The sequence below is a fragment of the Dysgonomonas sp. UBA7710 genome (assembly GCF_002482385.1).
Classification (GTDB): domain Bacteria; phylum Bacteroidota; class Bacteroidia; order Bacteroidales; family Dysgonomonadaceae; genus Dysgonomonas.
In genome coordinates this window covers 72,613-88,496 of record NZ_DLFW01000044.1, presented here as the reverse complement: position 1 = coordinate 88,496, position 15,884 = coordinate 72,613, and the positions used below count along the sequence as shown (strand labels likewise).

At 40.2% G+C, this 15,884-nt stretch carries 8 protein-coding genes; 6 read left to right on the top strand and 2 right to left on the bottom strand.

From position 1 onward, the window contains the following. Positions 1-37: 37 nt before the first annotated feature. Together B3317_RS14345 and B3317_RS14340 are read right to left on the bottom strand one after the other, a co-directional pair. Positions 38-2,596, bottom strand: coding sequence for a cellulase family glycosylhydrolase (locus tag B3317_RS14345; protein ID WP_291112795.1), 2,559 nt, complete (start codon positions 2,594-2,596; stop codon positions 38-40). A 164-nt stretch (positions 2,597-2,760) separates the two neighbouring features. Further along, a complete protein-coding gene (locus B3317_RS14340) occupies positions 2,761-6,693 on the bottom strand; it encodes a hybrid sensor histidine kinase/response regulator transcription factor (protein ID WP_291112948.1) in 3,933 nt (1,310 codons plus the stop codon). A 383-nt stretch (positions 6,694-7,076) separates the two neighbouring features. Between B3317_RS14340 and B3317_RS14335 the strand changes: the two genes are divergently transcribed. The 6 genes from B3317_RS14335 (at position 7,077) to B3317_RS14310 (ending at position 15,870) form a co-directional block, all read left to right on the top strand. Next, on the top strand, positions 7,077-9,746 hold the full coding sequence (locus B3317_RS14335; RefSeq protein WP_414647506.1) for a DNA gyrase/topoisomerase IV subunit A: 2,670 nt from the start codon (positions 7,077-7,079) through the stop codon (positions 9,744-9,746). Further along, the gene (locus tag B3317_RS14330; protein WP_291112791.1) at positions 9,721-10,641 is read left to right on the top strand and encodes a DUF3316 domain-containing protein; all 921 of its coding nucleotides are present in this window, start codon (positions 9,721-9,723) and stop codon (positions 10,639-10,641) included. Before B3317_RS14335 ends, B3317_RS14330 begins: the two co-directional genes overlap by 26 nt. A 95-nt stretch (positions 10,642-10,736) precedes the next feature. Further along, on the top strand, positions 10,737-11,216 hold the full coding sequence (locus B3317_RS14325) for a pyridoxamine 5'-phosphate oxidase family protein (protein ID WP_291112789.1): 480 nt from the start codon (positions 10,737-10,739) through the stop codon (positions 11,214-11,216). A gap of 283 nt (positions 11,217-11,499) precedes the next feature. Next, positions 11,500-12,882 carry a hypothetical protein gene (locus B3317_RS14320; RefSeq protein ID WP_291112787.1) on the top strand — a complete coding sequence of 461 codons (1,383 nt, stop codon included), beginning with the start codon at positions 11,500-11,502 and terminating at the stop codon, positions 12,880-12,882. A gap of 16 nt (positions 12,883-12,898) precedes the next feature. Continuing rightward, positions 12,899-14,347, top strand: a complete 1,449-nt coding sequence (locus tag B3317_RS14315; RefSeq protein ID WP_291112785.1) for a LysM peptidoglycan-binding domain-containing protein — start codon at positions 12,899-12,901, stop codon at positions 14,345-14,347. 41 nt (positions 14,348-14,388) lie between these two features. Further along, positions 14,389-15,870, top strand: coding sequence for an MBOAT family protein (locus B3317_RS14310; RefSeq protein ID WP_324353609.1), 1,482 nt, complete (start codon positions 14,389-14,391; stop codon positions 15,868-15,870). The last annotated feature ends 14 nt before the right edge of the window (positions 15,871-15,884 follow it).

The following is a 15,884-nucleotide window of genomic DNA, read 5'->3' as shown; positions in this document are numbered from 1 at the left end:
ATTTCGTTTTTGTATTTCTTTACTTTTTTATAACTTTTTATTCCAGCCATACACTGCCTAGTTCTAAGGTCGCATCATTTGCCATATTATCTACCGTCGATATTTCAAACATCTCTATTTTCCCTATTGTAAATGGTATCTGTGTATCAGGCTCGAAGTATCTTTCGAGGAAAGTAGGATACGGAGATGGCAACAGAGCCGTTTTCACCTGCCGTAAACCAGCTAAGGAAACTTTGTAAAGTCCGTCTTTATCAAGATTCACCATAGCAGTATAAGTAAATCCGTCAGAAGTAACAAATCCCACATTCAGCTTACTGATCCCTTTTATATTTTTCAAATCGACACATATATATTGCGCTTCTCTCAATCTACCCTTCCTTTCACTGACATAATCCTTTATATATTTCCGCCAAAAGAAACGGGCATCTGCATCTGTTACCTTGAATTTGAATTTCAAAGAGTTCGCATCTGTCAGACCTGATACAAAATTTCGTAACACATAAGATGTTTCCGGAATGCCATACGCCTCTACATCGCTATATTCATCCGTTATCTTTACCAATTCCAGAGGGTCTTCAGCTCTTACAACCGCAACCGTCCAATATTCAGGCCGGGTATAGTCCCAATCCAAGGGATTGCCTTCCGTTTTAGCAGGATAAGTATAACTCTTGTTATCCTTGCATACTATTATGTTATACCTGAAAAGTCCCTCATTTATCATACCGGCAGGTATTTCCGCACGATAAGTATAGCCGTGTACACGTTTCATTTTCACAGACGGGTTACTATCCGACCAGAAAGAAACTTTGTCTGTATAAATAATGACTGAATCGGGAAACGACGGCCCTACTATCTGCGCTTCCATCTGCAAGGACTTACCGCTTTCAATTACCTTTGCAGGCTGATGAACAACTGAAAATGTTTTTGCATGCGCTTCGGGTGCAACAAACTCGCCCAGCAGTATATTATTCCATACAGTGTTCTTTCCCCATTCGGCATTCGGGGTATAGCTTGTATTTTTCAGAAGATAGACGCCCGGTTTTACAGAAATGCTTGCACCCTTTGATAAACCATTATAAGCATTTCCATCATTGATAGCTGTGATGGTGAAATTCTCACCTAAACCGGGCAACCTAACTTCCATAGCCCATGTATTCCATGCAATAGTAACCACCTCCTTTTTCAAAGACGGCTTACTGAACGGGTCTCCTATCTGCACCGCATCGGGCATAACCTCCAGTCTCCATAACCCATTTTCCAGTCTGTCCAGAAAATAAGCGCCTGTACCTTCATATTTTACTATTGGAGAACTTCCGCAACCGGCTACAGACTGTAGCTTTTCAGGCATAACAGGTGAAGAAGCCGTATAATTCGAATAAAAAAACTTGTCCGTACTGTTCAACACACTCAAATCCTGTGCATAGCTGACATGAAAATCGGCAAAAGCCGTATCATTCGGATATTTGGCATATTTCTGATACATCGGCACCTTATATGCTACCTCCGCTGCAATCTTCATACTGATTGCCTTATTCGGAGTGTATGCCAGATTAAGGAAATGAGTCTGATATTCGGTATTTGCCCATGCTATATCAATGGGGTCATAAGCAAACTGAGTAATCCACTGAAATCCCTGCGTGCGGAATGCACGGGTCATTGCCGGATACATATAAGAATAAGTGATATCGGCAGGATCGTATTCATAGACGGCTTTCGCTTTTTTGTCAAAGCCCTTCATATTAGAAAACGGTATACCATAGTTATCCACATATGGCAGAAAATTCCCCCTGCGCGTATGTCCTGCAACCAGCCCGATAGGATACCACTGATAGGTAGTACCCTGTATAGCCGTATTGAAATAAGCCTGTACATGTTCCATATTATGGCTCACATTATAAAACACAGGTTTATTATTACCGGTCTTTTTTATAGCGGACAGCATCCTGTTGATGTAGTTTTCGGTCTGCTGCGGAGTATCCGCATGACAAGGTTCATTGTTGATTTCAAAGCCTACAATATAAGGATCGTCTTTATAAGATAAGTGCGTATAAGGATTTATATGCTTCACAAACCGATGGATATAATTTTCCTGCGCAACAATAGCCTCTTCGGTACTGTGTATCCTACATTTATCATATAAATAAGAGAATGCCCCTGTATTCTGATTCCTTTCGGGATAACCGTTCCCGAAGTTTGTCATTGTTGTAATCAATACTCGTATATTGCGTTCCCTCAGCTTTGCAATCAGATAATCAAGCAGGTCGAGATGGTCGTTTTCTGTCAGATTTCCCTTTGCATCGGATATTTCCACATCCCACACATGGATACGGTAGGCATTGAAACCTAATCGCGCGAAATGATATACATCTCTGTCGATAGCTTCTTTATGATTCTTCCCTATATAATTGACTGCACGATAGGCATGGGCAAAAGGCATTGTATAATTCACCCCGTAGAAAGAAGCTTCCCGACGGGTATCCGACCAGCGCATCACACCGCCTTTGTCTATATAAATTGTTGGAACATCCGTTTTCTTCTGAGCAAAAAAAGATAAAGAGAACAGCAAGCTGCATAGTGTTGTGAATAGTATTCTCATGGTATTGTACTTTAGATTGTTTTTCCCCTTTAAGGACAACAGCAAATTTATGCCTAATGACTGATTTACACTATGCACAAATTAGACAGATGAGAACACAAATAGGACAACGGAAGAGTTTAACTTATCCCAAATATATCAGTAAACGGCTATAAGTATGCACATTACTTTTCACCTTCCAGAAACTCACGCGGAGTCTTTCCAAATTCAGACTGAAAACTTTTCGAGAAATATGAGCGGTTCGAGAATCCGACCATATACATCACCTCGGCAATAGAAAATTTATTTTGGGAAAGGAGCATCGCTGCTTTTTTCAAACGTACCGAGCGGATAAATTCGACAGGTGAGAGTCCCGTCAATTGTTTTATTTTACGATAAATCTGCTTGGAACCGATACCCGAAATATCACTGAGCGCATTTACATTCAGATCGGGATCTGCAATCTTATCTTCTATAATCCTTGTTATCTCGGACAAGAACTTTTCATCGGGAGATGTGGCTTCTATTGCTTTCGGGGCGGCTATAGTTTCTATCCGCAGTTTATCCTCCAGTTGTTGTTTACTCTTCAACAATTGTTCGATACGGGACAACAGGATTTCCGGATCGAATGGCTTAGGAATGAATGCATCTACATTCAGATTTATACTTTCCAACTCGGTGGTCTTATCATCTTTAGCCGTAAGCAGGATAACAGGTATCGTAGAGGTCGGTATATTCCTGCGTATGCGGCGACTCATCTCCAGTCCGTCCATCACCGGCATCATAATGTCGGCGACTATCAGGTTGGGGTTAAGATTTAAAGCCATTTCCAATCCCATTTTACCATTATGAGCCACTTCATACCTGTATTTGGAAGCAAGTATCTGGCTTATGAAATCCGCTATTTCGGGATTATCATCCACTACTAATACAAGCGGCTTACTCTCATTATTATTTGCATCTCCTGATTGTGATACAATATCCGTTTCGGTCTCAATATCGTCTAATGGCAGAGTAATAACAATTCTAGTTCCTTCATCTTCTTCAGACGAAACAGTAATCTGGCCGCCGTGCTGCTCGCTGTATGTCTTAGCCAGATAAAGGCCGATACCTGTACCCTCCTTTTCTTTCGATGTTTTTGAGGACTGATAGAATCGCTCGAATATATATGGAATATCCTGCTGAGGAATACCTATGCCTGTATCCGAAACTGTTATTTCCAATATTTTAGCAGTATTATCCGCTATCAGATTAAGATTGACTTCTCCTCTTTCTTTCGTGTATTTGCAGGCGTTGACTATCAGGTTATTCAGTACCGATTCTATTTTCAATACGTCTATATTTATATAGATTTTCTCTTGGTTGGTATAAAATGAGAACTTCAGATTTTTCTCCCTATATCCTTCTTCATAAACAGAAAAAAGGCTCCGGGCAAATTCCACGAACTCAACTCTCGATAATATAAGGTTTGCATTCGTATTACTATCTATCCTGTTAAAATCTAATACCTGCCGGATGAGGGAATTTAATTTCAATGCATTTTGCTGTACCGCTTCGAGTTGTTTTTTCTTATAAGGATCTTTTATTTCCAGTAACAGACGGCTTACCGGAGCTATAATCAGGCTGAGCGGCGTTTTGAATTCATGTGAGACATTAGTAAAAAAATCTATCTTGAGATTAGACAATTCCAACGTTTTTTCCTTTTCTATCCGCTCTATTTTCAGATTGTTCCTCACCCTGAAAAAATTCATTATCCAAAGCAAAAGGCACAACAGTAAAAAAGCGTAAATACATTTCGCCCAAAGCGTATAATACCATGGAGGATTGATCTGGATGGAAAATGTATATATTTTATCTGACGGTTTACCGGACGAATCGAGCTTACTTATGATAAGGCTGTATTTTCCATACTCCAGATTGGGATAAGATATACGGACCGAATTTTGTTTCAGTATATTCCAATCCTTGTCTATTCCTTCAAGCCTGTACACAAATTTACTTCCTTCCTCTTCCGAATACGTCAAATCCGAAAACTCAAATCCCAGATTATTTTGCTTATAATTCAGTTCTATTTTGTCCAGATAGCGGATACTATAACCTTCGTAGTCGATACCAGACTGATATAGCTTATCATTTACATACAAGGCCGTAAGCACAATAGGCAGATCGGGGCGTACTTCCTGCAACATAGCCGGTGAAAAAACAGCTAATTCATCACTTCCTCCAAAATAAATCTTATCTGATGATTTGTCGAAAAAGCCGCTGGTATAGGCTTTATTCGTTATATTCAAGCGCTGCACGTTATAGTTTTGCTTATCCAATACCCATGTACCATCGCTTGTGGATATCCATATATGTTGCCCCTCTTCTACTAACGAGAGTATTTCACTATTGCTGAATGCATCGAACTTTATGAAGCGGGATTCATCGTTTTCGGGATTTATACGTACCAGCCCTCCCCGGAATCCTGCCCAGATAAAACCTTCATTGTCGCATATTATATAATTCGGATTTTCATTATTGGTCCCCGATTCTATCGGGATCTTTGTCACTCTATTCAGCTTTGTATCTATCTTATTGATCCCATTGTTATAAAGCAATACCCAGACATTACCCTTACGGTCGGGCACAATCTGGTTAATGAAATTACCCGACAATCCGTTACGCGTAGAATAATTATAGTCCGCTACATAGTTACCGGATGGTGAAGACTGAATCAGTTTTTGTTTATCCACAACAAATATTCCGCCCAGACAGGTCGCTATCCACAGGCGTTCTTTATCGTCTTCGAAAATATGATACGCCCAGTTGGAATTGAGGGTATGCGTACTGTCGACAATACTGTAATGTATAAATTGCTTTCTGGCATAATCATACCGGTTGATGCTCCCATCTGTCGCCACCCAGAGATTCTGCTCTTTATCTTCATAGATATGCCTGATACGATTGTGCGAAATAGGATAACGCCGGTCCCCCATCCTGTACCAGACAGAACTTCCGGGATCATTTGTAAAAGACGGAGATAAAATAAGGCCGTTTGTCCCCCCGAACCAAAAGTTATTACGCGAATCTTTAAATATAGCATGGAACCTGTTACCATCCCCCACGCCTGTAACTTGTGAGATCGGGACAATCTGAAACACTTTATTATAGCGCGACAAGGATATTCCATAATCCGTACCCAGCCAAATATTTCTCTCCCTATCTGCAAATATCCCCCAGACAATATTGTTGGACAAAGATTTTTCATTGCGGGAGTCATGGACAACATGTTGTATCTCTTTTGTGGAATCATTATATACATAAAGTCCGTTGTCAGTTCCCAAAAGCAGATTATTATTGGTGTCTGTTTCTAGGGATTTGATAGAATTATCATGAAAAAAGCTGATTTCTTCCACTGTATTATACCCTGGAGTATATTTTAGCAATGCTCCTTCAGTACCAATCCATATACAATTACGGACAGTATCTTCCAATAATGAGTTTACAAACTGATTATTTCGTTTTATATTGGCAGGCAAATTAATAATAATGAATTTATCTGTTGCCGGAATGTATTTGCAGAGTCCATTATAAGTACCGATATATAAATCGTTATCTTCTGTATTTATAATAGAATAGACAGTTCTATGGGGAAGACCGCTGTTTTCTTTTTCGCTAAGGTTCTCGATCTGCTTTGTCTTAATATTGTATCTGTAAAGTCCATCAAGAGAACCAATCCATAAAATACCATTCTTTAATGCCATAGCCCTTACATCAGGAGGAAATTTCAGATCGGTATTTTTATAACTATCGGTTTTGTAATTATAAAATAGCACACCGTTGTCAGTTCCCAGACATAAGTATGTATCATCGAGTACCAGGATACAATATATCTGCGTATTAGTCTTGCTGTCGAATGAAAAATGTTGTTGGGCTGTATATCCGTCATAGCTGAACAGTCCTTTATTAGAACCTATCCATATCAGTCCTTGAGTATCCTGTGCAAAACAATTGATACCAGAGGCTTCCGAATTGAGATTGATATTACTGAAAGTCTGATAATTCGCCTTTTGTCCCATCAGGAAAAGAGTGGACAGAAAGAATAGAAAAGTATATAAAAATCTAATATGTATCATCATAATTTTCATACTATTCAGATACAAATATAAGATTTTAATGGCATCAATTGTAAGTTAACAGATATCTTATAGTTGTTTTGCAGGATATAAAATATCAAAAAACATACAAGATAAGAGAGCGAAATATAATAATAAATTACCCTCTCTATATTCATTTATCAATTTTGATTTCACAGCAAAAAAAACTATCTTTGAACGAGTTTTGAAATAGCTAAGGTCGCAGACCTATTTATTATTTTTGGGAAGTAAAGAAATAAGAAATAGGTTGCAATCCGAAATGTATCATTAAATTCTATCTTTTACTTAAAAATCAGATATTACACATGTTCCCCGAAGATATTATCGACGAACCAGAGAATTTAGAGAACGAAGAACCCATTATGGATGAGGAATCGGAGAATGACAGCAGTCATTCCGATTATAAAGTACCAGTGAAGGACTCGGGCGACAATCAGCTACATTTGTCAGGCATGTTCCAAAATTGGTTTCTGGACTATGCTTCTTATGTCATACTCGAACGTGCCGTGCCGCATATTACCGACGGATTAAAACCGGTACAGCGGCGGATCATGCATTCGATGAAACGCATGGATGACGGACGCTACAACAAGGTGGCAAATATTATAGGACACACCATGCAGTTCCACCCGCATGGAGACGCATCTATAGGTGACGCTCTTGTGCAGTTGGGCCAAAAGGATTTACTGGTCGATTGTCAGGGAAACTGGGGAAATGTCTTCACCGGAGATGGTGCTGCTGCACCCCGTTATATAGAGGCCCGTCTTTCCAAATTTGCTTTGGAGGTGCTCTTCAATCCTAAAACGACCGAATGGAAACCATCGTATGACGGGCGTAACAAAGAACCCATTACCCTGCCCGTAAAATTCCCTTTATTGCTGGCACAGGGTGCTGAAGGTATTGCCGTAGGGTTATCTTCTAAAATACTCCCTCACAACTTCAACGAATTATGCGATGCTGCCGTAGCGCATCTGCAAGGAGAAGAATTTACTTTATATCCTGATTTTCAGACAGGGGGATATATAGATGTCAGCAAATATAATGACGGAGAACGCGGCGGTTCGGTAAAAGTACGTGCCAAAATATCCAAGCTGGACAATAAAACACTCGTAATAAGCGACATCCCTTATGGGAGAACATCGTCTTCGGTCGTAGAATCCATCCTGAAGGCAAATGACAAAGGCAAGATAAAAATCCGTAAGGTGGACGATATCACAGCCCAGAATGTAGAAATCCATGTACATTTGGCTGCCGGTGTTTCGTCTGATAAAACAATAGACGCGCTTTATGCATTCACCGATTGTGAGATCAGTATCTCTCCAAACTGCTGTGTGATTGAAGATAACAAGCCATATTTCCTTACTGTCAGCAGAATACTCAGAGATACAACCGAGAATACACAAAGGCTCCTCAAACTTGAATTGGAGATACAAAAGAGCGAACTGGAAGAAACACTCCATTTCTCCTCTCTCGAAAAAATATTTATAGAAGAGCGTATCTATAAAGATAAAGAATTTGAGAATGCAGCGAACATGGATGCCGCTGTTGAGCATATAGACAAACGTCTGGCTAAATTTGCCAAATTGTTTATCCGCGAGGTAACCCGTGAAGACATCATGAAACTGATGGAAATCAAGATGGGACGCATCCTCAAATTCAACTCCGACAAGGCGGATGAGCTGATAGCCCGATACAAGGAAGAGATAGAAGAAATAAAGCATAATATCGAAAACATCGTAGACTATACTATTTCATGGTATGTGATGTTGAAGGAAAAATACGGTAAGAATTATCCCCGTAAAACCGAAATACGGAGTTTCGATACCATTGAAGCTACAAAGGTTGTGGAAGCAAACGAAAAACTTTACATCAACCGTGAGGAAGGATTTATCGGTACGGCACTGAAAAAAGATGAATATGTATGTAATTGCTCGGACATCGACGATATTATTATTTTCTATAAAGATGGAAAATATAAGATTGTAAAAGTCAGTGACAAAATGTTCGTCGGCAAAAATGTATTGTATCTCTATGTATTCCGCCGTAATGACAATCGCACAATTTACAATGTGGTATACCGTCATGGAAAGCATGGGCCCGATTATATCAAACGCTTTGCTGTAACCGGTATCACCCGCGATAAGGAATACGACGTAACACAAGGTAAGGAAGGCTCACGGATTGTATATTTCAGCGCAAATCCCAATGGAGAGGCGGAAACAATACGTGTAATACTGAAACCGAAACCTCGCCAGAAGATACTCGTTTTCGAAAAAGACTTCAGCGATATAGCCATCAAAGGACGCCAGTCGATGGGTAATATTCTAACGAAAGCAGAAGTACATAAAATATCATTGAAACAAAAAGGCGGCTCCACATTGGGAGGACGTAAAGTCTGGTTCGACCAGGATGTATTGCGCCTTAATTATGACGGGCGGGGCAAATTCCTCGGTGAATTCCAAAGCGACGACCAGATATTGGTTGTAAACCAAAACGGAGAATTCTACACTTCAAACTTTGATGTGACCAATCACTACGAAGCAGGCATTATCCGGATAGAGAAATTCGACGCGAATAAAATCTGGACAGCCGTACTATTTGATGCAGATCAGCAATTTATGTACCTGAAACGCTTTGTATTCGAAGCATCAGCAAAAAAACAGAACTTCCTGGGCGAAAATCACGAATCGAAATTACAGATACTGACCGACATTGTTTATCCTCGGATACAAATTACGTTTGGCGGTCGTGATAATTACCGGGAAGCATTGGAAATAGATGCAGATGAATTCATTGCAGTAAAAGGCTTCAAAGCAAAAGGGAAACGCCTGTCGACGTTCGAAATCGCAGAAATCAGGGAACTGGAACCTATCCGCTTCCCCGAAGTAGCAGAGGAAGAAGAAAAGAAATTCGAAGTACAGATAGATGACGACGAAGACGAAATCGACAACCGCCCTATATCAGATATCATAGATGAAATAACAGGACAACAATCATTGTTTAAAGATGGAGATAAGGAGGGTGAAGAGTAAATCTATCTGGTTATTATCCTATTTACTTTTTTGTAGCAATATATTTGCTCAAATGAAGGAAGACTCTCTAAAAGCTGTAGTCATAGAAAGTTACGCTCCACAGAAAAGAACGATAATTATTGATGATTCAAGCTTACATGTTCCTCTGCCTCTTATCACCAACAACACCATCACTGCATCCATTGGCTCTGCCAATATGCACGACACATACTTATCACCATTAGGATACAAAGGATTTTCCATACATCTGATGTATGAGCAAATGCGCCGTACCACATGGTTCAATTATAAATTCTACAAACAACAGGTCTTTGAACTGGACTTTTCCAAAGGGGACAATCCGGCAAAGAACGCCACTGAATACTGGGCTTTAGTAAATTACCGTATCGGCGGACATTACAGTTTATATAATACTGATGCATTCCGCTTTGGTATCGGGGGACTATGGGATATCAATGCAGGCGTACTTTATAATGAGCGCAACGGAAATAATCCTGCCACTGCACGTGGATATACCAATCTGAACCTGTCGCTTACAGCATCCTATAAATTCAAATGGTTTGCCGTACGCTGGCAAATGGATACGCCTTTTATGGGTGTGCTGTTCTCTCCCAAATACGGACAATCTTATTATGAGATTTCGTTAGGTAACTCCGTCGGGGTAGTCAATTTCGCTTCATTGCATAATCAGCGGGCGTTGCGCAATTACCTGACAGTAGATGTACCGATACATAAATATACTATCCGCGTAGGCTATCTTGGTTCGTGGTATCAGACGAAAGTACATGGTATACAAACCCACCACTATACCAATAGTTTCGTAATCGGCTTTCCTATCGAGAGCGTGAAAAGACCAAGAGAGAAGGCGAAGAATAATTATTGGAACGGATACTAAGCCCCTTCACAACCTTCCGAAAGGGAGGTGAACAGGGTGGGTAATTTATAAATATAAACCAAAAGCCCCTCCTTTGGAGGGGTTGGGGAGGCCAAATGTTCAGAGAAGTAAGACGACAAAACAGAATACTGGAAGATGAGGTTCGCATTACCGAACTACTGCAAACTTCCGAATACGGATTCCTGAGCTTAGGAACAACAGAGAATGGTTATGCTTATGGGATACCCATCAGCTATGCGTTCGACAAAGAAAGTAACAGCCTCTATTTCCATTGTGCACCGGAGGGGCAAAAACTGGATATACTAAAAGAAAACAATAAAGTTTCATTCTGCGTGGTTGGTGTTACCAAACCTATTGCCGAACAGTTTACAACACTCTTCGAGAGTGTTATCGTATTCGGCAAAGCCAACACCAGTCTGTCGGATGACGAAAAGCGAAAAGCCCTGCACCTGCTGGTCCGTAAATATTCACCGGACTATGAAGAACTTGGAGAAAAGTATATGGATAAATCGTGGAGCCGGACAGCCACATTCAAAATAGAAATAGAACACATTACGGCAAAAGCTAAATATTAACGGTACTATTTCACCACTAGAAATCTAAATTTCATACAGTAAACGCTGTATTTGGTACAAGCGTACTAAAACAATGATAAAATATAAAAGATAGAATATACTTTTGTCTCAGTAAACAACCATTGTTTTATGTGATTGTTGGAACTGAATACGTTGATATAAAAGTAAAATATCACTAAAATATTTTCTCTCATCATATATTTTAGCGAAAAGTAAGTAGCTTTGCACAACTTTATAAAAATAGTTTCAGAATCAAATAAAACATTAGATTAAATTGTTGATTGTGAGTACATCTAATAATTCGTATTTTGGTAAGGCAATTTTATTCGTAGCTTTATCCATAGTAGCCTTTTTAGTTTTCAAGGAAGTTTTGCCTGAACGCCTGTTTTCGGAACATGTGGAAGCGAACGAAAATATCCTGATGGATAGCATGGCACTTATGGCTCAAAGCGATACGACAGAAATACATGACATCCCGGTTATAGTAGAATCGGACAGTGCTAAAACCCAGATTTATAAGGAAGTAGATGCCAATTTCAACCCTGCATTAACAGCTGACGGATATCAAAATCTCAATCGTTTCTACACCAAGCTACGCAAACTGCAAGAAACGAAAACAGGCAAAGTCAGAATCGCTTACTTTGGAGATTCCATGAATGACGGAGACTACATAGTACAAGATGTCCGCAGCGAGTTTCAGGAGAACTATGGAGGAGAAGGAGTCGGCTATGTAGCAGTATCTTCACTTTCGGCAGGAGCCAGAGGCTCCATATCGCACCAGTATTCTAAAAACTGGTTTTCCCAATCATTCGTAAAAGTGAAGAAACCGATGAAACCATTTGGTATAGACGGGCAGGTTTTCTTTGCAAAAGATCCTGCTCAAACATATTGGGTAAGATATAAAGCACAGTCACAGAAACACTCAACTCAACTAAATAATCCTGTATTATTTTATGGTAGAGGCAATAATGACAAAGCCCAGATAACTATCGCCGCAGACAAAGATTCAGTTGTTAGCAAAAGCTTAAATCCTGTAAACCTTTTAAATACCCTACCCTTATTGTCTCGCAATGCCAGATCGATGCAAGTTAATTTCCATAATGCAGATTCCATACCTATCTATGGATTTAATTTCGACAACGGAGAAGGTGTGCATGTGGATAATTTTTCTACCCGTGGAAATTCGGGTCTGCCACTATCCATATTAAACCCGGCATTGATGAATGCTTTCGATAAGGTATTAAATTATGATTTAATAATCCTTCACTATGGAGCAAATGTACTAGGCTATGGCTCATTGAATTATAACTGGTACGAACGGAATATGACCACTGTAGTGAACAATCTGCATGAATGTTTCCCCAATGCCGATATATTAGTTATTTCCACAGCCGACAGGGCACTGAAGATAGACGGAACTATGCAAACCGACCCAGCTGTAGTACCTCTCGCCAATGCGCAACGGAATTATGCGCGTAAGACCAATTCCGGCTTTATATCCTTGTATGAAGTGATGGGAGGCAAAGGTTCGATGGTAACCTGGGTAGATAATAAACTGGCCAATAAGGATTATACCCACTTCAACGGCTCCGGCTCAAAGAAAGTGGCCAAACTGATATATAATGAAATAGATAAAGGATATACGAAATTTAAAGCGAAACAATAAAGAAAATAATCTGCCGATGAAGTTTGCAAAGAAAATACTACCCCTATTCTTCCTGTTTTTATTATTGCCTGTATTCATGCTCTCTGCCAAAGGCAGATACGACAGCAAGGAAACAAAGGATGGCGGAGACAATATTTTTGCTAATCAGGCATTACTATCAGCCGTTTTTGAGAAATTATACAATTTAGAGAAAAACAAGCAAGGTAAAATTAATATAGTGCATATAGGCGATTCACATATCCAGGCCGACTTTTTTACCAATGCAATCCGGGAAGCCCTACAGATTAAATTCGGGAACGGTGGATTTGGATTTACATTCCCTTATAGTCTGGTAAGGACAAATGGTTCCCGTTATGTAAAATATGCATGTAATGCCACATGGCAGAGCCTGCTGAATGTATATCCTGTTGCCGACGTTGGTGTGGGACTGAGTGGAATAGCCCTATACACTTCTGCCGAAGACTTCGTCCTGCAACTGTCTACACAGGAAGGATACGAGTTTAATAATGTAAAAATCATATACCCGACCAAAGAACCCCAATACAGAATGTCCGTAACAGCCGAACCATTACAGGTTTCTTCATCGGGTACCGTCACGGCATCTACCATAGGGATGAGATACCACACCGTGAAAAGCGGGGAAAGCTTATCGGTTATAGGACGGAAATATGGAGTTACCATAGCGCAGATAAAGAATGCCAACGGAATGAAGTCAAATATGATAAAACCGAAGCAGAGGCTTAAGATTCCGGTAAAAGCAGGCACAAGAAGCGCCAAGCCTGTACAGGGCAAAGCCCAGACATCCAATATAGCAAAAGATAGTATAGACTATGTGAATATGGTAACCAAACCCTATTACTCATCCTATACCAGTGATACATTGATGAGCCGTATTACTATTTTACCGGCCGAAAAGCAACCGATGTATAATCTTAACGGATTTGTCATAGAGAACGACAAACCCGGTATCATATACCATTCGATAGGGGTTAATGGCGCAAAACTATCGGACTATAATAAATATCCGTTGTTTTTTGAACAGCTGCCTATCCTCCGCCCCGATCTGGTGATCTTGTCTTTTGGCACAAATGAGTCATTCGGAAAGCTATCCGATACGGAATATATTTATCAGATACAGGAGTTCGCAGAAAATATAAAAAGGTTGAATCCTTTCGCAACGGTGTTGGTTATGACCCCGCCACCATCCATGTTTCGCCGGCGCCGGGTAAATACTTATATTACGGACTATAGTAATGCCCTTATGGGGCTGAGCAACCTGCCTGTATGGGATTTATACACACGTATGGGTGGAGCCTCCGGTATCGCGCCCAAAGGAGAGTATGCACGTCTGATTGCCCGCGACAAAGTCCACTACACCACTAGTGGATATCAGGCTCAAGGACAGCTATTTGCCTCCGACTTCATTGATGCATATAATAATTTTAAGAAGAAAAAGACAAATTGAAAGCACTATCAAATATAACCGGCATATATCTTCCCGATTATATCTCCAAACTATTTGGAGACTTAGACATTCATTCGTGGTTTGTATATAACCCCGAGCATCCCCTGTTATTCAATAGTGCGCTGTTCCTTGGGCTTTTCCTTGTATTCTATATTATATATGTGCTCACAAAGTCTCAGAAGCATGAGCTTTTCCGTAAGATATATATTATTGTTTTCTCGCTATTCTTCTATTATAAAGCAGGAGGAAATTATTATATACTGCTGGTTGTTTGCGCTGTTGTTACCCATCTGTTATCAAAAAAGATGTATGAGATAGAGAAACCTTCTTCACGGAAACTGTTGCTTGCACTCATCATTGTTGCCAATCTGGGTATGTTGTCGTATTATAAATACACAAACTTCCTGATTGATAACATTAATGCGATATTCCACGGAGATTTATCGTTCCGGAATATAATATTGCCTATCGGTATTTCATTCTTTGTGTTCGAGGCTATCAGCTATGCCGTAGATCTTTATCGCAGGCAGATGGAACCGGCCAGGTCTACTCTCGATTTCTGCTTCTATATCAGCTTTTTCCCTAAACTGGTAGCAGGGCCCATCATCAGGGCAAAAGATTTCCTTCCACAGATGTACAAAAAATTACATTTGACCAGAGAGGAAACCAGTACAGCCATATTCCTTATACTGATAGGTCTGATAAAAAAGGCCGTCATATCGGACTATATATCTACCAACTTTGTCGACCGTGTATTTGATTCTCCATTGAGCTATACGGCATTCGAAAACCTGATGGCTGTATATGGCTATACATTGCAAATATATTGTGACTTTTCGGGGTATTCAGATATGGCAATCGGGCTGGCCTTACTGATGGGATTCACCATTCCACCCAACTTCCTGACTCCGTATAAATCACAATCCATCACAGAATTCTGGCGCCGCTGGCATATATCATTATCTTCATGGCTACGCGACTATCTATACATTTCATTAGGAGGAAACCGTAAGGGGAAAATAAGAACCTATGTAAACCTCTTCCTCACAATGCTTATAGGTGGCCTTTGGCATGGGGCATCATGGAAATTCGTCATGTGGGGCGGACTACATGGGGGAATATTGGTGGTAGAGCGTTTCTTCAAACAATTTATAAAAGTACCGGACAACCGTTTTACCCGTATCATCTGCATACTGCTCACCTTCCACTTTGTAGCCTTCTGCTGGATATTCTTCCGCGCGGGTAGTTTCGAACTGGCCGGTGATGTGATTATGAGTATCGGCAACCTGACATTCGCACCACATGACTGGCTGGTTGTACTCGAAGGATACAAGAATGTATTTATCCTTGTCGCCATAGGATATGTTATGCATTTCTTACCTGAGAAGTTTGTGAATCTGGTAAAAGCCGGGTTCAACAATACTCCGTTGGTATTCAAAGCAGGATTGGCCGGATTAGTATTCTGGCTGGTGTATGCTACTATGTCGAGCGGCCCTCAGCCGTTTATCTATTTCCAATTTTAAATGGCATTACAAAA

Coding starts and splice junctions, on each gene's coding strand:
- B3317_RS14345 (WP_291112795.1), bottom strand. CDS start 2,596: ATGAGAATACTATTCACAACACTATGCAGCTTGCTGTTCTCTTTATCT.
- B3317_RS14340 (WP_291112948.1), bottom strand. CDS start 6,693: ATGATACATATTAGATTTTTATATACTTTTCTATTCTTTCTGTCCACT.
- B3317_RS14335 (WP_414647506.1), top strand. CDS start 7,077: ATGGATGAGGAATCGGAGAATGACAGCAGTCATTCCGATTATAAAGTA.
- B3317_RS14330 (WP_291112791.1), top strand. CDS start 9,721: ATGGAGATAAGGAGGGTGAAGAGTAAATCTATCTGGTTATTATCCTAT.
- B3317_RS14325 (WP_291112789.1), top strand. CDS start 10,737: ATGTTCAGAGAAGTAAGACGACAAAACAGAATACTGGAAGATGAGGTT.
- B3317_RS14315 (WP_291112785.1), top strand. CDS start 12,899: ATGAAGTTTGCAAAGAAAATACTACCCCTATTCTTCCTGTTTTTATTA.